This window comes from Tumebacillus sp. BK434 (assembly GCF_004340785.1).
Classification (GTDB): domain Bacteria; phylum Bacillota; class Bacilli; order Tumebacillales; family Tumebacillaceae; genus Tumebacillus_A.
This window is the reverse complement of the sequence record NZ_SLXS01000010.1, coordinates 61,205-80,608: the sequence shown is the minus strand read 5'-3', so window position 1 is coordinate 80,608 and position 19,404 is coordinate 61,205. Positions and strand designations below refer to the sequence as shown.

Genomic DNA, 19,404 nt, shown 5'->3' with positions numbered 1-19,404 from the left:
CTATCATGCGGATGGCTACATGACCATGCCGCCGTCCACATTCATGATCTGGCCGGTGATGTACGACGCATTGTCGGAGGCCAGGAAGGACACGAGGTGCGCGATGTCTTCCGGCTTGCCCATGCGGCCGAGCGGAATCGCTTCGAACAGCTTGGACTTGATGTCCTCGCCGAGCTTCTCGGTCATCTCCGTCTCGATATAGCCCGGAGCGATCGCATTGACGGTGATGTTGCGCGAGGCGAGCTCCTTGGCGTTCGACTTGGTCAGACCGATCACGCCGGCCTTGGCGGACACGTAGTTCGCCTGGCCCGGGTTGCCGATCTGGCCGACCACCGAGGTGATGTTGATGATGCGGCCCACACGCTGCTTCATCATCGGGCGTGTCGCCGCTTTGGTGCAGTTGAACACGCCTTTCAGGTTGGTGTTGATCACCGCATCCCACTCTTCTTCTTTCATGCGCATCAGCAGGTTGTCGCGGGTGATGCCGGCATTGTTGACGAGGATGTCGATGCGGCCAAACGTTTCGAGTGTCGCCGCCACCATCTTTTCCGCGTCCTCGTAGGAAGCGACGTCGCCTTGCACGGCGATCGCTTCACCGCCGAGGCTTTGGATCATTTCTACCGTTTCCTGTGCCGCGCCTGCGCTGCCTGCGTAGTTCACGACGACTTTCGCGCCCTGCTTGGCCAGTTCCAGACAGATCGCACGGCCGATCCCGCGCGAACCGCCGGTGACCAGTGCTGTTTTTCCGCTTAACATTCGGCCGGTTCCCCTTTCAGCGCAGCCACCGTGGCTGCATATGTATCCGGGCTGTTGATCAACAGCCCTTTGGCGGTCTTGTCGATCCGCTTGAGCAGACCGGTCAGCACTTTGCCCGGACCGATCTCAACAAACGTTTCGATACCCAGCTCGTTTCGCATCGCCAGCACGCTGTCTTCCCACAGCACCGACGACGACACCTGACGGGTCAGCGCGTTGCGGATCTCCGCCGCCGTCTGCACCGGAGCTGCCGTGACGTTGGCGATGACCGGAACTGCCGCATCCTCGATCTCGATGTTTTGCAGGACTGCGGCGAGCTTGTCGGCAGCCGGCTGCATCAGCGAAGAGTGGAACGGACCGCTGACGACGAGCGGGGTGACCTTGCCTTTGTTCTCTTTCAGCACGCGTCCGGCCTCTTCGACCGCTTCCGCCTTGCCGGAGATCACCACTTGGCCCGGCGAGTTGACGTTGGCCAGTTCGACCGGTCCGTGCGTTACGGACACTTCACGGCAGATCGCAGCGAGCTGTTCGCGGTCGACGCCCATCACGGCGCTCATCGCACCGAGCCCTGCCGGAACGGCTTCGTCCATGAATTTGCCGCGGGCATGCACCACGCGCACCGCATCTTCAAACTTCATTGCACCGGCGGCGACCAGCGCCGAATATTCGCCGAGCGAGTGGCCGGCAGTTGCGGCCGGCGCGATCCCTTCCGCCTTCAACACTTCCAGAAAGGCGATCGAGGTGGTCAAGATCGCGGGCTGTGTGTAGTAAGTCAGACGCAGCTGATCTTCCGGTCCGTTCCAGATGATCTCCGACAGGGAGAAGCCCAGCGCTTCGTCCGCTCGTTTGAACACCTCGGCAGCTGCCGGATATTGCTCGGCCATCTCCTTGCCCATACCGACGACTTGCGCGCCTTGGCCCGGGAATAAAAATGCCAGTTTGCCTGTCATGATGTCTTCACTCCTTCAGCCGTTGCTTACCATTTCAGCACGGTTGCGCCCCAGGTCAGACCTGCGCCGAACCCGACGAGCACCAGCGTGTCGTTCTCTTTGATCTTGCCTGCGCGCACCGCTTCGTCGAGCGCGACCGGAATCGACGCCGACGACATGTTGCCGTAGCGGTCGAGGTTGACGTACACCTTTTCCTCCGACAGTTCGAGGCGCTTGATCGCCGAATCGATGATGCGCGTGTTCGCTTGATGCGGAATCAGATAGTCGATGTCCTCTTTGCTGAGTCCCGCCTTCTTCAGCGCCGCTTCGGAAGCGGAGCCGAGGATGCGCACAGCGAATTTGAACACTTCGTTGCCCGCCATCGAGATGAAGTGTTTGCGCGCCAGCACCGTCTCCTGCGTCGCCGGGTTGCGCGAGCCGCCCGCTTCCTGCTTCAGCAGGTTGCCGCCAGAGCCGTCCGCGCCCATCTCGAAGGACAGGAAACCGCGCCCTTCGGTGGTCGGTCCGAGAACGACTGCGCCTGCGCCGTCGCCGAACAGCACGCAGGTGCTGCGGTCTTCAAAGTCCATGATCCGCGACAGAGTCTCCACGCCGATGACGAGGACATGCTTATACATGCCAGTCTGAATCATCGGCACTGCGACCGACAGACCGTAAAGAAAACCGCTGCAGCCGGCCGACAAGTCGAACGCCGCCGCGTTTTTCGCGCCGAGGCGATCCTGAACGAGACACGCCGTCGCCGGGAACATCATGTCGGGGGTGACTGTCGCACAGATCACCATGCCGATGTCTTCAGCCGTCACGCCTGCCGCTTCCATCGCACGCTGTGCGGCGAGGAAGGCGAGATCGGAGGAAGCGGTGTTTTCGTCTGCAAAACGGCGTTCGCGAATCCCGGTGCGGGTGCGAATCCATTCGTCATTCGTCTCGACGCGCTGCGCCATGTCTTCATTGGTGACCACGTTGTCCGGCACTGCCGAACCTGTGCCTAAAATGCCGACCGAAATTTTGCTCATGATGTCTGTTCTCCTCCTTCCGCCAGATCGGTGCGGATCTTGCCGAGCACGTCCCCTTTGAGGAACGCGCGGGCCTGGTGAATCGCCATGCGGAACGCGCGGGGGTTGGACGACCCGTGCGCTTTGATCACCGCGCCGTCGATGCCGAGCAGCGGCGCTCCGCCGTATTCGGCGTAGTCGAATTTATTCTTGAAAGCGGTGAGCCCCGGCTTCAGCACCACAGCGGCCAGCTTGGTCATCGCGCTCTTCATAAACATCTTTTTCAATTCGCCGAAGATGCCGAGGCCGAAGCCTTCGATCAGCTTCAGCATGTTGTTGCCGGTGAAGCCGTCGGCGACCAGCACGTCACATTTGTCGTTCAGCGCCTCGCGCGCCTCGATATTGCCGACAAAATAGAACGGACCGGACTCCAGCAACGGATACGCCTCTTTGCGCAGCTTGTCGCCTTTGCCAGGCTCAGCACCGATGTTCAGCAGGCCGATGCGCGGCTTGGGACGCTCCAGAACGATCTGTGCATAGGCGTTGGCCATCAGCGCGTACTGGTAGAGATGATTGGCTTCCGCATCCATGTTCGCGCCGACGTCGAGCGTAAGCATCGAGTTGCCGCCCATCGTCGGCCAGATCGATGCCAATGCCGGACGCTCGATGCCTTTGACGCGGCCGACGATCAACAGCCCTGCCGTCATCAAAGCGCCGGTGTTGCCGGCCGAGACCATGCCGTCCGCGAGACCCTCTTTGACCATCCGCGCTGCGACCACCATCGAGGAGTCCTTCTTGCGGCGTACCGCTTTCACCGGCTCGTCTTCCGCATCGATCACTTCTGTAGTATGTACAATTTCAAGATTGACCGGGAGGTTCGCTCCCGCATGCTGCTTAATCTGCGCTTCGTCGCCGACCAAAACCAGCGTGATATCGGGATAGGCGCGCGCCGCGTCGAGCGATCCTGCTACGATCGCCTGCGGTGCGTTGTCGCCGCCCATGGCATCAATCGCTATTCTCACAGGTTTCTCCCCCGTTCTCTGCCTCTGGTGCTACATCTTAAAGACGACAAACTGCCCTTCGAACACGATGTCGTCGCGAACTTTTGTCGTCACATCCACATGAGCGCGTTCGCCGCGCAGGTCTTTGACCACCGCTTTGCAGACCAGACGTTCGCCCAGTTTTACCGGGCGCTTGTAGCGGACTTCCGCCGAACCGGTCAACACCGTCTCAGCATTGATGATGCCCACCGCCAGCGAATTGGCCTGTGCGAACAAATGATGTCCGCGGGCGATCTTGGTGCGGGTGAACACGTGCTCCGGGCCGATCTCGAGGATCGAGATCGCCAAAGCGTTCAGGTCGAGTTCGATCAGCTCTCCGATCACTTCTGAGCTTTCCAGCGACCGCACTTCTGAATAATTCTGCTCAGCCACCGCTTTGATCCGTTCGCGCAGTTCCGGGATCCCAAGGGCAAGCCGGTCGAGGCGAATCGTCTGCACGCTCACTTCAAACCGGTCGGCTAGCTCTTCATCTGTCAGGAACGGCTCCGAGTCGATCAAAGCTGTCAACTCCTGTTGCCGCTGCCGTTTATTACGCGCTGCCATATCTCCTCGAATCCCCCTAGCCATTAGGAGATGTCTGCGATGTTTACTCGCTCTTAGTACCTAGTGCTATTAGAAGTATATAAAAAAAGGACAGCTTCCACAACTCATTTTTTTGTCGCTTTCGGGAGAAGTTTTGTCGAGAATAACGTAAAAAGCAAGCGCCAAAACTGCAGCGCTTGCCTTTATGGGCGTAATTATTCAGCCTCTACAACGGTACGACCTTTGTAAGAGCCGCAGTTTTTGCAGATGCGATGAGCCAGTTTCATTTCATGGCACTGCGGGCATTCCACCATACCCGGAACCGAGATCTTGAAGTGGGTGCGACGCATGCGCTTGCGGGTCTTCGAGGTACGTCTTTGCGGTACTGCCATTTGGATCCACCTCCTTAACAGAGAAAAAAGAAAGCTTAAGAATCTTTTTCAAAAAATTTAGCCAGATCTGCCAACCGAGGGTCGATTCGTTCTGTTTGACAAGAACAACTCGCCTCATTGAGGTTGACGCCGCACTGCGGACACAATCCAGCGCAATCCTGATTGCAAAGTGGACGATACGGCAGAGCGAGATTGATCGCCTGCTCGAGATAAGGCACAAGATCGAACTGTTCACCGACGATAAGATTGCGGTCATCGTCGTAATCAGTACCTTCCTCCGCGGAAAGCTTGTCCTCCGTCACTTGCATGAAATGCTCGTCAAATGGCACATGCAAATCCTCGGAAAAATCGGTCAGACAGCGTGAGCAGCGATACGTTGCCTTGCTCTGCAGGCTGCCCTGCAGGAGTGCGACAGCGGATGCCTCCGTTCCATGCAGCACTGCACGGACGGGCTCAAGCTTGATCAATTGACGATTCTCTTTGACGAGGTTCGGCAGTTCAACCGTTTCTTGCAATGTAACGCCTTCGGATCGCTCTCGCAATTCACGCCAACTCAGTTTCAACGATATCACCTCGTAAGCAACAGAGTTCATTATATCTAGTGATTGGCAAATTGTCAATAAAGTTCATGCTTGCTATAATGACGAATATTACGGCTGTTGGGAGGAGTTCCCATGAAAGTCACCGGCGTCGTCGTGGAATACAATCCGATGCACAACGGACACCTGTATCATCTTGAACAATCACGGGCTGCCACAGAAGCCGATGCGATCGTCGCCGTGATGAGCGGCCACTTTCTGCAGCGCGGGGAGCCGGCGCTCGTCAACAAGTGGGCCCGCACGAAAATGGCGCTGTTACAAGGCGCAGACCTCGTGCTGGAGCTGCCTGCCGCGTATTCGGCGCAGAGTGCCGCGCTGTTCGCTCTCGGGTCGATCGGGGTGCTCGACCGCCTCGGTGTGGTCGACAGCGTCTGCTTCGGCAGCGAAAGCGGCGACATCCGGTCGCTGCAAGCGCTTAGTAACATTTTAGTTGAAGAACCGCCGCTTTTCAAAACTTTTTTGCGCGAAGAGCTGCAAAAGGGGCATTCATACCCCCGCGCCGCTTCCGACGCGCTGGCCCGCTATGCAGACCTTGACCCCTTGATCGACTCCGCATTGGCCAAGATGCCAAACAACATGCTCGGGCTCGAATATCTCGCCGCGCTCCGGAAGCTCGGCAGCCGGATCGAACCCGCGACGATCACCCGCATCGCTGCGGGCTACAACCAGCAGACGATCACCCATCCCTCGATCGCATCGGCGACTGCGATTCGCAAAGCGACGTTTGAGACGGGGATCGAGACGGCGGAAAATCTGCTCCCTGCCCTCTCCTACCGGGTGCTGCAGGAAGAGTTTGCAGCCGGGCGCGGGCCGCTGTCGTGGGAGAACTACCACCAGGCGCTGTTTACGCTCCTGCACCGCGCCACGCCCGAACAGCTCCGCGAGTATGTCGGGGTCGACGAGGGGCTGGAGCACAGGTTGCTGGAAGCCGCTCTGCGGGCCGCTACGGTGCAGGAGCTGATCCGGCTCACCAAGACCAAGCGCTACACGTGGACGAAGATTCAGCGGGCGCTGACCCAGGTTCTGCTCGGGCTGACCCGCAGCGAGCAGGAAGCGCTCGCTGTGCACGACGGCCCTTCCTACATCCGCGTGCTCGGCTTCACCCTGCGTGGACAAGCGGTGCTGAAAGCGGCGTCAAGCCGCGCCAGTGTTCCTATTCTGACCAAATTGCCGAAGGAAAAACCGAAGATGCTCGAGTTCGACCTGCGCGCCTCACGCCTCTATGCACAAGGGTATCCGACTCGGCAGCCGGGTGCGGAACTGTGGGACATCACCCGCCCGGTGCTGATCGAAGCACCGCAATCGGCAACGCGGTAACGGCGCGGTGCAGCAGCCACCCACTTTCGTCACGTTCGCCATCGGCAGCTTGCTGTTCGAGCAAACAAAAACGTCTCTCCGGCGCCGGAGAGACGTTTTTCGTGTCCACGTATTTTACTGTTTCGGCTCCAATTTGCTCAAGTAGTCGATCGCTTCCTGCAGCGTGGCGACCGGCACCACTTTCATTTTGTAGCCGAGCTTTTTCACTTCATCGGCCGCGTCGTACGCGTTGCTGTCATAGGTGGGATCGAGATCGGCCGGCGCGAAGAAGATGTCTGCTCCTTCGTCGTGGGCGGCGACGATCTTGTGGCGGATTCCGCCGATCTGCCCGACTTCGCCGTCCATGGTGATCGTCCCCGTACCGGCGATCCGGTAGCCTTTGGTCAGGTCGCCCGGCGCGATCTGGTTGTAGATCTCCAGCGAGAACATCAGGCCGGCCGACGGGCCGCCGATGTCTTCGGCGTTGATCTTCACATCGCGGTCATTTTCGATCCGCGTCTCATTCTCCAACTGCATCCCCAGCCCCACGCGCTTAATGAGGCCCGACTTGGTGTTGACGGAGAACTCCACCACGTCGAGCGTCGCCTGCTGCTCTTTGCCGTCGCGGGTGTAGCCGACCTTGACGTGGTCGCCCGGCTTTTTGTTCGCTTGGATGTACGCCGACATCTCGTCAACTTTACGCAGTTCCTTGCCATCGATCGTGTGCAGGATGTCGCCGATTTGGAGCACGCCTTTCGCCTTTGACCCGTCGAGGAAGGCGCGCACAAACACGCCTTCATAATGCACGGTGACCGGCTCTTTGGCGGCGGTCAGCCCGGCTACGACCGCATTGTGCTGGGAACTGGTCATCATGTGGTCAAGCAGGCGCGAGTACTCGTCATCGCTCATGTCGCCGCGCACTTCTTCTTCCTTTTTCAGCTCCGTATGCGGCGCCACCAAGCCGTAGCCGAGGTAATAGATATTGCTCGCCTTGACCGAAGCGACGGTGGTCAGCATCAAAGTTCCTTTTTCCGCTTTGTCGCCGCCTTCGACGGTCACCATCGGGGCCAGTTCCTCGGCGCTCCCCGGCTGATAGAGATAATAAGGTGTCGGGATGAAGAATGAAACGGCGATCACCGCTGTGATCACCGCACCCCGGATGTTCTTCCTGCCGAGAAATCGGCTGCTGTCGCTATGCTTCTGTCCCATCCGCGTACTCTCCTCCCTGCCACTCGTCGATCGTTTTGCGGATCAACTCGGCCACGCGCTCTGCCGCTTCCCGTCCGTGTGCGATCACTTCTTCGATATTGGTAAACGCCGTCGATGAGATATGACCGACATCGGGGCGCACGATCACGTCCGCATTTAAGATGCGCGTGCGCAAAATCTCGCGCTCCATGATCTCGATCGATTGAAAGATCACGTCGAAGATGCCTTTGACTTCTGTCTCGCGGTCGTAGAGCCCGACATCGACGGCGATGACGATGTCCGCCCCCATCTCGCGGGCCACGTTGATCGGCACGCGGTCGATCACGCCGCCGTCGACCAGTACGCGCCCCTGGTAGCGGTGCGGCATGAAGATCCCCGGAATGGAGATCGAGCCGCGCACCGCATGGTACGCCGGGCCTTCGCGAAAGACGACCCGTTCGCCGGTCTGGATGTCGGTCGCGACGACGGCGAGCGGAATTTTTAAATCTTCGAGGTTTTGATCTTTGGTCAAAAAGCGGACCATCTCCATGATCCGCGTTCCGCCGACAAATCCCATCTTCGGCACGACCGTAAAATCGATCCAGTGCCGGCGCTTCAAGTTGATGGCGAGGGACTCCATGTAGCGCGTGTCCATTCCGGAGCAATAAAAGGAGCCGATCATCGAACCCATCGAGCTCCCGGCGATCATGTCGATCTGAACGCCCATCTTCTCCAGCACCTGCAGGACACCGATATGCGCAAACCCGCGCGCACCGCCCGCTCCCAGCGCCAATCCGACTCGTGGTCTGCGCACCAAGGCTCTCCCTCCCCGTGCATCTGATTGTGTGCTTTTGCGTTGCCTATGTATGTCAGGTCTGTTTCTTCACGGCATATGTGCGTGTGCAACTGTTACTTGCTGTATTTCTCGCGCATCGCCGCTTCCACGTGGCCAGGCACAAAGTCGGAAACCGGGCCGCCGTGGCGGGCGATCTCTTTGACGATCGAAGAACTGAGGTACGAATAGTTGTGATTGTTCGGGATGAACAGCGTCTCCGCCGCCTCGTACATGTGGCGGTTCAGCGACGCCATCTGCAGCTCGCTCTCAAAGTCGGATACCGCTCGCAGCCCTTTGATGATCACGCCCGCGTTCTGCTGGCGCGCGTAGTCGACCAAGAGGCCGGTAAAGCTGTCCACTTCGACGTTCGGCAGGTGTTTGACCGCTTCGCGGATCAATTCTTTGCGCTCGTCAATCGTGAACAAGGGGTTCTTGTGCGGATTGACCATGACGGCGATGATCACCTTGTCAAACACTTTGGCACCGCGCTCGGCGATGTCCAGATGCCCTAAATGAACCGGGTCAAACGATCCCGGGTAGATTGCGATGCTCATGCTTCAGTCTCCATTTCTGTAACCGTTTCTGTAGCCGTTTCTGTAGCCGTTTCAGTAGCCAATTCGGTAATCTCGTAAAAACTGATGGCGATCTCGCCGTACTCCGCCAGCCGCCAGCGCTTGGCCCGGCCGTACGTCTCGGGCAATTCCACCTCGGCGCTGTGCTCAGCGACGATGTACGCCCGCTCGGTCAGCAGGCGTAGCGTTTGCAGTTTCGTGATCAGCTCGTCGTAGAGGTGCACCAGCTTGTAGGGCGGATCGAGAAAGACCAGCTCAAACTGCAGCCCGCGCCCGGCCAGCACGTCGAGCGCCCGTCTGGCGTCATTTTTGTAGATTTCGGCGCGCTCCTTGAGCCCAAGCGTGCTCACGTTCTCGCGGACGGTGGCCAGCGCCTTGTGGTCGGTGTCGAGAAACACCGCTTTTTCGATGCCACGGGATAGCGCTTCGATCCCCAATCCGCCGGTGCCGGCGAACAGGTCGAGCGCCCAGCCTCCGTCAAAATAAGGGCCGATGATGTTGAACATCGACTCTTTTACTTTATCGGTCGTCGGGCGCGTGCTCGTGCCCGGTACCGCTTTTAAACGCCTGCCTTTGCAGTCGCCAGAGATGACGCGCATGTTGACTTCACTCCTCAGTCCTTACTTTACCATAAAAGACCACCGCTGAGCCAATCCCCCCGTTTGGCGAAAGAAAAATTTCTTGCGCAGGTATATCCTGCCGCCCGGGCGGCAACCATAACAACTAGCAACGGCGAGAGCTGTTGCAGGCAACCGCGGAGAAGACTTAGGTTTCCCCATAAGCTCTTCCTCCGGTTTCTCCTCTCCCAGTGCTTGCCGTGCAAACGGCGAGCGGAAACCCGCGTATACCCGGACGCGGGTTTTTCTTTTTTCCAGACATTCTGCGGCGGCTTCGGCGGCATCCTAGACGTGAGGAGTGACGAACTATGAACATGACCGTGACTGTCCCCTTACATCAAATCGAACAGTCGCTGCACCAGATGCGCCTCGCCGGCTCTCAGTTAGAAGGCATGACCAACCAGCTTTTGAACGGCTCATCTGAACAGCGGCGCATCGGCCTCCGTTTGCAGGATATCCTCACCGTCTACCGGAAGGAACTGCAAAAGATCGGCTACATGGTCGAGCAAGGCGCCGAAGCTCCTGCGTCGCAGGACAAGCTGAAGATCGGCTTGCAGGTGCAGGAAGCGATCAACGAAATCAGTCAAATCTGAGCGTTGAAGACGCGGGAGGTGAGCGGAATGGAAATTGAATTTACCCCGGCACAGGTGGCCATTTTCGCTTCTCTGATTTTTGTCGGAATCATTTTGTTCCAATTTTTAATCATGGTCTTGATGCCGCCAAAAGACAAGCACAAACGCTGAGACACAAAAAAGCTGAGGGATTAGCCCCTCAGCTTTTCTCGTAATTGAGTCAAAATCACGGCCAGTTCGGCGCGGGTCAGTTCCCGATTCGGACGAAATGAACGGTCTTCATAGCCTTGAATCAGACCGAGCTCCGCCGCTTGGCGAATGAACGGTTCCGCCCACAGCGCTTCGTCGAGATCGATAAAAATGTCGTCCGGCTGCGGCGGCGCGGACGGCGTCGGCAAGGGTCCTGGCGCCTGCATCTGCAGGATCTGCTGCCAGAGTTCCACGATCGACTGCCCGTAATTGATGCCGGGCACAGCCCATCTGCCGTTCAACTGCTCCCAGGTCGGCGCCACGCCGCGCAGGCCGGCGCGCTCGAGGATCGCAAACCGCGGATCGACCACTTTCACGCCGGCGGGCAGCGGCGCCCGCGTCGCATAGCCGTAGAGATGCTGAATCTGCGCTTCGATGCCCAGCGCAGGCGTGGCAAACGTAGCGCCCTGCACATCCGGGTTCACCGTGCCCAGACCGGAAAAATTGTTCTGATAAGGGCGCACCGTCCCCCGGAACTGCCAATACCCCGTCTCATGAATCGACTGGGCAAACGCAAGATCACCGCGAACCCTATAGCGGGTCCCGATGTCGAGATAGAGCTGAGAATAGTCGGGTGCATCCGAATTTACGCGGCGTAAAAACGTGCGCATCTGGTTCACTGTCGCCCGCGCCGTCCCCAAGATTGGTGTTGCCATCTGCTCCACCTCCTAAGCGTCAAGCCATTGCAACAGGATTACAGCCCCGCCTGTCCCGACTCCCGACAGGCATCGGGCGACTGGGCCTGCTGCTGGTTCCTGCGCTGCACGTGTACGATCAGCGAATCGAGTTCCTGGCTGATGCGCAGCACATTCGGATGCAGAAAGTCACCCCGGTAACTGTCTACCGTTTCGAGCAGCTTTTGCCTTAGTGTCTCAATCTGCCCAGAGATACTGTTCATCGCCAAACACCCTTACCCTTCTGATGACCGTTTCCTTTATCATACGAAGCAAGCGAGAATTTCTTGCTTTGATTTTTTCCCATATGTTCAATGATATAGGAATTTCCCACAGGATGTAAGTGCCGCCCGAGAAAAAGACGATCCGGCAGCGGATCGTCTCATTTGCGAATCTGGGTATCGGCCAGCTCAATCATGCGCTTGGAAATGGCGTCGGTGATCACTTCGTCCTTCAGGCGTCTGGGCACTTTTTCGTAATGGGACGTGCCAAGCCCGATCTCGCGGGCGATTTCATACTTGAACACCTGCATCGCCTGCTGGCTGCCCAGCACGCAGGCGGTTTTCTTTTTGCTCATGGAGGTCACTCCCTTTCAGGAGTTAGGATGAGCGGGACCCGCCGATTTTATCCTGCTAATCGCCGGCGCGCTGAAGCAGGACTTTCTCCTGTTTGAGAAAGTCGACCAGCTGCGCGAAGCTGGGCAGGGTCCAGAAATCGGGCGTGCGAATGCAGGTCTGCACTTCGTCGCGGGCAACCTGCATGATTTTGGCATCCTGCAGCAGATCGCCGATCTTAAAGTCGGGAATCCCGCTTTGCCGGACGCCAAAAAATTCGCCCGGGCCGCGCAGCTCCAAGTCTTTTTCGGCGAGAAGAAAGCCGTTTTGCGTGGCGACCATCGCCTTCATCCGCTCTTCGCCCGCCTCTGTATCCGGCTTGGACATCAGGATGCAGGAGGAGGCGTGCTCGCCCCGGCCGACGCGGCCGCGCAGCTGGTGCAGCTGGGCGAGCCCGAAGCGCTCGGCGTTGTAGACCATCATCACCGTGGCGTTCGGCACGTTAACACCGACTTCGATGACTGTGGTGGAGACGAGCACCTGTGTTTCGTTGTTGACGAAGCGGCGCATCACATCTTCTTTTTCCGCCGGTCGCAGCTTGCCGTGCATCAAGCCGACTTCAAAGCCGGCAAACCAGTCCTTGAGCATCGCGTAGAGGTCGGTGGCGTTAACGACGCCTTCCACCTTTTCCGACTCTTCGACCAGCGGACAGACGATGTACGCCTGGCGTCCTTTGGCCAGTTCGCTGCGGATAAAGCGCAAGGAGCGCTCCTCTTTGTCCGGCGTGATCCAAAAGGTCTGGATCGGTTTGCGACCGGCCGGCAGCTCGTCGACCAGCGACACGTCCAAGTCGCCAAAGACGGACATGGCGAGCGTGCGCGGGATCGGGGTCGCCGACATGAACAGGACGTCTGGCGCGTGGCCTTTTTGCCGGAAGATCGAGCGCTGCTCAACGCCAAAGCGGTGCTGTTCGTCGGTGACGACGACAGACAGCGAGCGGAAGCGCACTCCTTCTTCGAGCAGGGCATGCGTGCCGATGATCACCTGTGCATCGCCGCTTTCGATCTCAGCGAGCACTTCGCGGCGCTCTTTTTCCTTTTGCGACCCGACGAGCAGGACGCTTTTCACGCCGAGCGGTTCCAGCAGCTCGACAGCCGAGCGGAAATGCTGTTCCGCGAGGATTTCTGTCGGCACGAGAATCGCACCCTGATTCCCCGACAGGACCGCGACATAGGCGGCCAGAAAGGCGAGGATCGTCTTCCCGGAGCCAACGTCCCCTTGCACGAGGCGGTTCATCGGCATTTTGCTTTGCATGTCGCGCAGGATTTCCCCGGCGACGCGCGTTTGAGCCCCGGTCATCGCAAAGGGCAGCCCTTGCACAAATTTCGCGACAGCATCGTCCGGTGCCGTATGCGCCACGCCGGGCTGCTCATGGCGGTGGATCCAGCGAAACGCCTGCAACTTGAGCTGGAAGAGGAAAAACTCTTCAAAGATCAGCCGGCGGCGCGCCTGATGCAGCGTGTCGCTGTTTTGCGGGAAATGGATTTCATGGATCGCTTCGATGCGGTCGATCAGGCGGTATTTTTGGCGCAGGGCCAGCGGCAGCAGTTCCGGAATGTCGGCGCTGTACGTCTTCACCGCCTGCGCGATCAGGTTGCGCAGAATCTTCGGCGTGATGTCCGTTTTCACATTGTAGACAGGCACGATGCGGTTGCTGTGCACCGTCTCCCCGGCGACGGCAAAATCGTGGGTGGTGACGGTGATCGAGCGGCGGTTGGCATCGTATTTGCCGGTGATCGTCATCTTGCGTCCCGGCTTGAGCTGGTCTTTGACGTAGGGCTGGTTGAACCAGACGGCGTGCAGGCGGCGGAAGTCTTCCGTCACCACCGGCGAGATCGTCGTCGAGGCGCGCTTGCCCCGGTATTTGACTCCGGCCGCGCCGTCGATGGTGACGCGCACCGTCACGCGGGCTCCATGTTCCAGCTCCCGTCCGGGCTGGGCGTTGCGGTCTTCATAGCGAAATGGGTAGTAGGTGATCAGATCGAGCAGGGTGAAAATGCCAAGAAGCCCCAGCGTCCGCAGTCGCTGGGGGCCTACACCTGGCAAAACGCTGACCGGCGCAGTGGCGAGGGTCACGCTTCGTTCAACTCATTTCCGTAAATCTGCCGTTCGAGCTTGCGCGCCGTCGGCGTGTCGGCCAAGCCGCCCATCGCCGTCTCGCGCAATTCGACCGGCATCGTCTTGCCGATGTTGTACATCGCCAAGATCACTTCATCCGGCGGGATCACGCTCTTCACGCCTGCCAGTGCCATATCGGCGCCTGCCAGCGCCAAGACTGAACCAAACCCATTTCGAATGATGCAAGGGATCTCGACCAGACCTGCGACCGGATCGCAGACGAGACCGAGCACGTTTTTCAGCGCCAGACCGGCCGACTGTGTCGCTTGGGACGGCGATCCGCCCGCCAGCTCTACAGCAGCAGCTGCCGCCATCGCCGTCGCTGAACCGACTTCCGCCTGGCAGCCGCCGCCAGCCCCGGAGATCGACGCATTGTTGGCGACGACATAACCGACCGCAGCGGCTGTGAACATGCCGAGCACCAACTGCTCTTTTTCCAAGCCCAAGGAGCCGCGCAGAGAAGACAAGACGCCCGGCAGGATGCCGCAGGAGCCGGCGGTCGGGGTTGCGACCACAAGGCCCATCGCCGCGTTGACTTCCGACGTGGAAAGCGCCATCGCCATCGCTTCGGTCGCCTGTTTGCCGAGCAGCGTCTTGCCTTGCTGCGCATATTCATAGACGCGTTTCGCATCGCCGCCGGTCAGACCGGAGAACGACTTGATGTCTTCTTTCAAGCCGCGCTCGACAGATGCCATCATCACGTCAAAGGATTCTGTCATCTGCGCAATGATCTGCTCCCGCGTGTCGCCCGTCTCATTGACATGCTCTTCGATCATGATCTCGTAGATTGGCTTGTTTTCCTGTTCGGCCAGCTCGACGAGCTCGGCCAGATTCTTAAATCTCACGATGCACTCCTCCTAGGAAGGGTTGATGATCGCCACATCTTGCACCGCTTCCAATGCTTTAATCTCTGCCACAGCGTCCGGGCTCGGCCGTTCATCGGTGCCGATCACCATCAGCGCATCCCGGCCGCGCCCGCGGCGGGCGACTTCCATCGCCGAGATGTTCAGCCGATAAGTGGACAAAATCGCGGTGACGGCCGCCACGACGCCAAACTGATCCGTATGCGGGATGACCAGCGTCGGATAGGCGGCGGTGATTTTGACTGTGAATTGATTGATCTCCAAGATCTCGATCGCGCCGCCGCCGATCGAGCACCCCATCATCTCCAGCGCCCGCTCGCCTTTGGTCAGCTTGATGCGCACCGTGTTCGGATGAAGGTCAGCGTTTGGCTTGCCCATGATAAACACGACCTCCATGCCCGCCGCCGCCGCGATGTGCAGCGAGCGCGGGATGCGCGGGTCGTGCGTTTCAAAATCGAGCAGCCCGGCGACCAGCGCAACATCGGTGCCGTGGCCTTTGTAAGTCTTGGCAAACGAGCCGTACAAAGTGATCTCCGCCCGTGCGGGCTGTTCCCCGAAGATCCCGCGGGCACTGCGGCCCAGCCTCGCAGCACCGGCGGTGTGCGAGCTGGACGGTCCGATCATCACCGGCCCGATGATGTCAAACGAATGGCGAAAAGAAGACATCGAACTCTCTCCTCCCTGCCCGTATAAAAACGTCCTGCCGAAAGTACGACAGGACGGATTCGTTCTGGGCTTACGCGGCCGATGCTCTACTCCACCGAGAAAATGTAGGAGTACAGCGGCTGACCGCCATAGTGCAGTTCAAACTCACAGTGGTCAAATTGATTCTGTGCCTCTTCGAGCAGCTTCGCTGCCTGCTCTGCGGTCACGTCCTCACCGTAGAACACGGTGACCACTTCACTCTCGTCATCTATCATTTTCTCAAGCAACGAGACTGCCGTCAAATCCAATTCTTTTCCAAGCGTTACGACTTTGCCTTCTTGCATGCCCATGAAATCGCCTTCGCTGATCTCAAGGTCCTGGAAGTTGGAGTCGCGCACCGCTTGGGTGATCTGACCCGATTTGACGCGGGAAATGCCGCCGCTCATGCTTTCGACGTTCTCTTCGAGGGCTGCAGCCGCATCGAAGGAGATCGCCGCCGCGATCCCTTGCGGAATCGTTTTGGTCGGGATCACCGTCACGGTGTCGCCAAGCACAGTCTTCGCCTGCTCCGCCGCCATGATGATGTTGGAGTTGTTCGGCAGGATGAACACATGCTCAGCATGAAGCGCTTTCACCGAGTTGACAATGTCTTCGGTGCTCGGGTTCATCGTCTGGCCGCCTTCGATGATGCCTTCTGCGCCCAGCGACTTGAACACTTCGGTCAAGCCAACGCCTACCGTGACGGTGACGATCGCATAGGGCTTCTTCGGGCCTTCCGACTCCGCAGCTGCGACAGCGCCGGAATCCATCGACTGCAAGTCGTGATGCTGCTCGGTCATGTTGTCGATCTTGATGCGGGTCAGTTCGCCAAACTCCTGCGCTTTGTTCAGGACGTTGCCCGGTGCGAGCGCGTGGATGTGGATCTTGACGATGTCATCAGCCGCCACGACGAGCAGCGAATCGCCAAGCGGCATCAGCGCGTCGCGCACCGCCACCTCGGTCGCTTTCTCATCGTCGGACGCTTCCGGCAGACGGATGATAAATTCCGTACAATATCCATATTCAGTTTCCCCGTCGCCGTGTGCAGCTGCCGGCGTCAACACTTTGGCGGGTGCCGCGCCGACAGCCGAGGTGTCGACCGAAACGCTTTCGCCTTTGATCGCTGCCAGCCAGCCCTTGTAGATGTAGACCAGGCCTTGTCCGCCGGAATCGACGACACCGGCCTGACGGAGCACCGGAAGCAGTTCCGGCGTGCGCTCGAGGGAGCGCTCCGCTTCGTTAAGCACCGCTTCCATCACCGACTGAATGGTGGCGTTCTTGTCCTTCGCCGCCGTCTGCGCAGCCGCAGCCGCGTCTTTCGAAACGGTGAGGATCGTGCCTTCGACCGGCTTGACGACCGCCGAATACGCGGTGGTCACGCCGTTTTGGAAAGCGTCGGCAAACGTCTTCACATCGGCTTCTGTCTTTTTCGCGACGCCTTTGGCAAAGCCGCGGAACAGCTGCGACAAAATGACGCCCGAGTTGCCGCGGGCCCCCATCAGCAGCCCTGTTGAAACCGCTTCCGCAGCGCGGTGCAGCGGTTCGTTTATGTATCGTTTGAGCTCATTGACGCCAGATGTCATCGACAGGCTCATGTTGGTCCCCGTGTCGCCGTCCGGCACCGGGAATACATTCAGGGCATTCACCCGGTCCTTGTTTTGTTCCAGGCTCGCATGTCCTTGCAAGACCATTTGCACGAACAAAGATCCGTTTAAGACCTGCATCATGTAAATGGAAACCTCCTTTTACCTCTCCCCGGTCACGCGAACGCCTTGGACGATCACATTGACCTTTTCTACTTTCAGTCCCAGATTGTGTTCCAGGGTGTATTTCACCTTGTCCATTACATTATGTGCGACTTCCGAAATTCTTGTGCCGTAGCTTACGATAATATACATATCGACGACCACATCGCCATCCTGTATGCGCACATCCACACCGCGGGTCATGTTTTCACGACCGAGCAGTTCGCTGATGCTGTCCTTGACCTGTTTGCGGGACGCCATGCCTACAAGGCCGTAGCAATCCAGTGCGGAATAACCTGCTACCGTGGCAATCACGTTCTCATCGAAGGTAATCGTTCCAAGTTCGTTGCGAATGTCTTTTGGCATGATGACACACACCCCCTGTAATTCTCGAACGTAGCACCAACAGTTTACTACACCTTGGCACGTAAAGTAAACTGAGGGATAAAAAGAGAAAGCCGAGATTGCACAATTTTGCAAACTCTGCACCCGATGGTGCACGCCCCCATCCAGCTCCCGCTGCACCAACCGGATTTGCCCCCAAAAATGCCCCGGCAGAAAAGTCGGGACAAGTGACGCTTAGACACTTGCAAAGTTGGACAACCGTATGATAAGATGATTGAGTATTTGCGACCTATCGCTCTATTCTAGCTGCGATGTGTCTCGGGACTATGTTGTTAAGGAGGTGCACGCTCGTGGCAAAACGTTGCGAAATCTGTGGGAAAGACCCGAAGACCGGGAACCAAGTTTCTCACTCCCATATCCTGACCAAACGCCGTTGGCTCCCGAACATTCAAAAAGTTCGTGCGAACGTAAACGGTTCTGTAAAGCGTATCAATGTTTGCACCCGCTGCCTGAAGGCTGGCAAAGTAAAGCGCGCGATCTAATTCCTGCGTTTTCTGTGCAAATAAAAAAGCACCTCTCGGGGTGCTTTTTTATTTTTATTTTTCTTTCTGAATCGCATTCAACATCGCTTTAACGATTCCGCCGAGGAAACGAGGCAACTTTATCGTGTAAAAGCGCAAAGTGACCCCCCCTTGCTTGTAGTAGATTCAATTCTTGAAAAGGATCCACCCGATCCAGATCATGAAGAGACCCATCAGGGATACCCACATCTCAGGCGGGAGGAAGCGCGCGGTCAGGTACAGACCGGCCGATGCCACCGTGATGCCCGCGATTCGTTTCGCCCCCATTTTTAGATTGCGCCTGCGGTATCCGATCACCGTTGTGCCACCCTCTCCTCGCCCACATGGACGTCTGCCCACGCTGTGGCGGTACGGTATTATATATATTCCTATAAGTTCTTTTTGTGCAACGAAAAACGGCCACCCCCGCATGTCGTTACACGCATGGGAGTGACCGTTCCACCGCCCTCCCGATAGTACATCCTATGCCGTGCCGATGGCTTTAGACGTGAGGACGGGCGTAATATTTCTTATCGTTTGTCAGGGCTACCCGCGGATTTGGCGGATCGCTTCCCCGCGGTTCGGGGCGTTGTAGACCGCATTGCCGGCCACGAGGACATTCGCCCCCGCTTCCCGCACCAGACGCGATGTTTCGGCGTTGACGCCGCCGTCGACTTCGATCTCGACATGATGCAGGTCCATCGCATCGAGCTTGCGACGCAACTCACTAATCTTTGTCAGAACATTCGGAATGAACTTTTGTCCGCCAAAACCCGGATTGACGGTCATCAACAGTACCATGTCCAGATCGGTCAGCACATGCTCGATCATCGAGACCGGCGTGTGCGGGTTGAGCGCCACCGATGCTTTTGCGCCCAGCGAGCGGATCAGCTGCAGCGAACGGTGCAGATGCCGGGTCGCTTCCACGTGCACCGAGATGATGTCGGCACCCGCCTTGACGAAGCTCGGCACATACAGATCGGGGTTCTCAATCATCAAGTGCACATCGAGCGGCAGTTTCGTATGCGGCTTGATCGCTTCCACCACCAGCGGGCCGATCGTGATGTTCGGCACAAAATGCCCATCCATCACGTCGACATGTATCAGGTCCGCTCCCACTTCTTCCACCGAGCGAATGTCCTCGCCGAGCTTCGAAAAGTCGGCGGAGAGAATCGACGGCGCCACTTTAATCTCCAACAC

At 58.3% G+C, this 19,404-nt stretch carries 26 protein-coding genes; 4 read left to right on the top strand and 22 right to left on the bottom strand.

Annotation, left to right across the window (positions count from 1 at the left end; all coding sequences use genetic code 11):
• Positions 1–15: 15 nt before the first annotated feature.
• The 7 genes from fabG to EV586_RS18595 all read right to left on the bottom strand — a co-directional run bounded on the left by fabG (position 16) and on the right by EV586_RS18595 (position 5,236).
• Positions 16–756 (bottom strand): 3-oxoacyl-[acyl-carrier-protein] reductase, encoded by a 741-nt coding sequence (fabG, locus tag EV586_RS18625; RefSeq protein ID WP_132946584.1) that lies wholly within the window; start codon positions 754–756, stop codon positions 16–18.
• Positions 750–1,706: an ACP S-malonyltransferase gene (fabD, locus tag EV586_RS18620; RefSeq protein WP_132946583.1), complete on the bottom strand. Its 957-nt coding sequence runs from the start codon at positions 1,704–1,706 to the stop codon at positions 750–752. Before fabD ends, fabG begins: the two co-directional genes overlap by 7 nt.
• A 26-nt stretch (positions 1,707–1,732) precedes the next feature.
• Positions 1,733–2,719: a beta-ketoacyl-ACP synthase III gene (locus tag EV586_RS18615; protein WP_132946582.1), complete on the bottom strand. Its 987-nt coding sequence runs from the start codon at positions 2,717–2,719 to the stop codon at positions 1,733–1,735.
• Positions 2,716–3,720: a phosphate acyltransferase PlsX gene (plsX, locus tag EV586_RS18610; RefSeq protein ID WP_132946581.1), complete on the bottom strand. Its 1,005-nt coding sequence runs from the start codon at positions 3,718–3,720 to the stop codon at positions 2,716–2,718. Before plsX ends, EV586_RS18615 begins: the two co-directional genes overlap by 4 nt.
• Before the next feature lie 30 nt (positions 3,721–3,750).
• A complete protein-coding gene (fapR, locus tag EV586_RS18605; RefSeq protein ID WP_132946580.1) occupies positions 3,751–4,302 on the bottom strand; it encodes a transcription factor FapR in 552 nt (183 codons plus the stop codon).
• 194 nt (positions 4,303–4,496) lie between these two features.
• Positions 4,497–4,673 carry a 50S ribosomal protein L32 gene (gene rpmF / locus EV586_RS18600; protein WP_087457762.1) on the bottom strand — a complete coding sequence of 59 codons (177 nt, stop codon included), beginning with the start codon at positions 4,671–4,673 and terminating at the stop codon, positions 4,497–4,499.
• 35 nt (positions 4,674–4,708) lie between these two features.
• Positions 4,709–5,236 (bottom strand): YceD family protein, encoded by a 528-nt coding sequence (locus tag EV586_RS18595; RefSeq protein WP_165898703.1) that lies wholly within the window; start codon positions 5,234–5,236, stop codon positions 4,709–4,711.
• A 111-nt stretch (positions 5,237–5,347) separates the two neighbouring features.
• Between EV586_RS18595 and EV586_RS18590 the strand changes: the two genes are divergently transcribed.
• Entirely contained in the window at positions 5,348–6,589 is a 1,242-nt protein-coding gene (locus EV586_RS18590) for a nucleotidyltransferase (protein ID WP_132946578.1), read from the top strand.
• 114 nt (positions 6,590–6,703) lie between these two features.
• Here the strand turns inward: EV586_RS18590 and EV586_RS18585 are convergent, their stop codons facing one another.
• The 4 genes from EV586_RS18585 to rsmD form a co-directional block, all read right to left on the bottom strand.
• Positions 6,704–7,777: a SepM family pheromone-processing serine protease gene (locus EV586_RS18585; RefSeq protein WP_132946577.1), complete on the bottom strand. Its 1,074-nt coding sequence runs from the start codon at positions 7,775–7,777 to the stop codon at positions 6,704–6,706.
• Positions 7,761–8,570 (bottom strand): patatin-like phospholipase family protein, encoded by an 810-nt coding sequence (locus EV586_RS18580; protein ID WP_132946576.1) that lies wholly within the window; start codon positions 8,568–8,570, stop codon positions 7,761–7,763. Before EV586_RS18580 ends, EV586_RS18585 begins: the two co-directional genes overlap by 17 nt.
• A gap of 95 nt (positions 8,571–8,665) precedes the next feature.
• Complete coding sequence (gene coaD / locus EV586_RS18575) at positions 8,666–9,145, bottom strand: pantetheine-phosphate adenylyltransferase (RefSeq protein ID WP_132946575.1); 480 nt, start codon at positions 9,143–9,145, stop codon at positions 8,666–8,668.
• Positions 9,142–9,762 (bottom strand): 16S rRNA (guanine(966)-N(2))-methyltransferase RsmD, encoded by a 621-nt coding sequence (rsmD, locus tag EV586_RS18570; protein WP_132946574.1) that lies wholly within the window; start codon positions 9,760–9,762, stop codon positions 9,142–9,144. The genes coaD and rsmD overlap by 4 nt, the downstream gene beginning before the upstream one ends.
• Positions 9,763–10,088: 326 nt before the next feature.
• On the opposite strand from rsmD, the gene EV586_RS18565 reads away from it, so the two are divergent.
• Together EV586_RS18565 and EV586_RS21680 are read left to right on the top strand one after the other, a co-directional pair.
• Positions 10,089–10,373, top strand: coding sequence for a hypothetical protein (locus tag EV586_RS18565; RefSeq protein ID WP_132946573.1), 285 nt, complete (start codon positions 10,089–10,091; stop codon positions 10,371–10,373).
• Positions 10,374–10,400: 27 nt separating this feature from the next.
• A complete protein-coding gene (locus EV586_RS21680) occupies positions 10,401–10,523 on the top strand; it encodes a hypothetical protein (RefSeq protein ID WP_279388311.1) in 123 nt (40 codons plus the stop codon).
• A 20-nt stretch (positions 10,524–10,543) separates the two neighbouring features.
• On the opposite strand, the gene EV586_RS18560 is transcribed toward EV586_RS21680, so the two are convergent.
• The 8 genes from EV586_RS18560 to EV586_RS18525 all read right to left on the bottom strand — a co-directional run bounded on the left by EV586_RS18560 (position 10,544) and on the right by EV586_RS18525 (position 17,665).
• Positions 10,544–11,257, bottom strand: a complete 714-nt coding sequence (locus tag EV586_RS18560; RefSeq protein ID WP_132946572.1) for an S-layer homology domain-containing protein — start codon at positions 11,255–11,257, stop codon at positions 10,544–10,546.
• Between the two features lie 38 nt (positions 11,258–11,295).
• Positions 11,296–11,499: an aspartyl-phosphate phosphatase Spo0E family protein gene (locus EV586_RS18555; protein WP_132946571.1), complete on the bottom strand. Its 204-nt coding sequence runs from the start codon at positions 11,497–11,499 to the stop codon at positions 11,296–11,298.
• Between the two features lie 158 nt (positions 11,500–11,657).
• Positions 11,658–11,852, bottom strand: coding sequence for a small, acid-soluble spore protein, alpha/beta type (locus EV586_RS18550; RefSeq protein ID WP_132946570.1), 195 nt, complete (start codon positions 11,850–11,852; stop codon positions 11,658–11,660).
• Between the two features lie 55 nt (positions 11,853–11,907).
• Positions 11,908–13,965, bottom strand: coding sequence for an ATP-dependent DNA helicase RecG (recG, locus tag EV586_RS18545; protein ID WP_132946569.1), 2,058 nt, complete (start codon positions 13,963–13,965; stop codon positions 11,908–11,910).
• Positions 13,962–14,852 carry an L-serine ammonia-lyase, iron-sulfur-dependent, subunit alpha gene (gene sdaAA, locus EV586_RS18540; RefSeq protein ID WP_132946568.1) on the bottom strand — a complete coding sequence of 297 codons (891 nt, stop codon included), beginning with the start codon at positions 14,850–14,852 and terminating at the stop codon, positions 13,962–13,964. The genes recG and sdaAA overlap by 4 nt, the downstream gene beginning before the upstream one ends.
• Before the next feature lie 12 nt (positions 14,853–14,864).
• Positions 14,865–15,536, bottom strand: coding sequence for an L-serine ammonia-lyase, iron-sulfur-dependent subunit beta (gene sdaAB / locus EV586_RS18535; protein WP_132946567.1), 672 nt, complete (start codon positions 15,534–15,536; stop codon positions 14,865–14,867).
• An 86-nt stretch (positions 15,537–15,622) separates the two neighbouring features.
• Positions 15,623–17,281 (bottom strand): DAK2 domain-containing protein, encoded by a 1,659-nt coding sequence (locus EV586_RS18530; protein ID WP_243653089.1) that lies wholly within the window; start codon positions 17,279–17,281, stop codon positions 15,623–15,625.
• An 18-nt stretch (positions 17,282–17,299) separates the two neighbouring features.
• Positions 17,300–17,665: an Asp23/Gls24 family envelope stress response protein gene (locus EV586_RS18525; protein ID WP_087457748.1), complete on the bottom strand. Its 366-nt coding sequence runs from the start codon at positions 17,663–17,665 to the stop codon at positions 17,300–17,302.
• 329 nt (positions 17,666–17,994) lie between these two features.
• On the opposite strand from EV586_RS18525, the gene rpmB reads away from it, so the two are divergent.
• Positions 17,995–18,186 carry a 50S ribosomal protein L28 gene (gene rpmB, locus EV586_RS18520; protein ID WP_087457747.1) on the top strand — a complete coding sequence of 64 codons (192 nt, stop codon included), beginning with the start codon at positions 17,995–17,997 and terminating at the stop codon, positions 18,184–18,186.
• Positions 18,187–18,240: 54 nt separating this feature from the next.
• On the opposite strand, the gene spoVM is transcribed toward rpmB, so the two are convergent.
• From spoVM to rpe, 3 genes are all read right to left on the bottom strand, one after another.
• Complete coding sequence (spoVM, locus tag EV586_RS18515) at positions 18,241–18,324, bottom strand: stage V sporulation protein SpoVM (protein ID WP_132946622.1); 84 nt, start codon at positions 18,322–18,324, stop codon at positions 18,241–18,243.
• Between the two features lie 27 nt (positions 18,325–18,351).
• Positions 18,352–18,492, bottom strand: a complete 141-nt coding sequence (locus EV586_RS21265) for a hypothetical protein (RefSeq protein ID WP_165898702.1) — start codon at positions 18,490–18,492, stop codon at positions 18,352–18,354.
• A gap of 258 nt (positions 18,493–18,750) precedes the next feature.
• Positions 18,751–19,395, bottom strand: a complete 645-nt coding sequence (gene rpe, locus EV586_RS18510) for a ribulose-phosphate 3-epimerase (protein ID WP_132946621.1) — start codon at positions 19,393–19,395, stop codon at positions 18,751–18,753.
• Positions 19,396–19,404 lie beyond the last annotated feature (9 nt).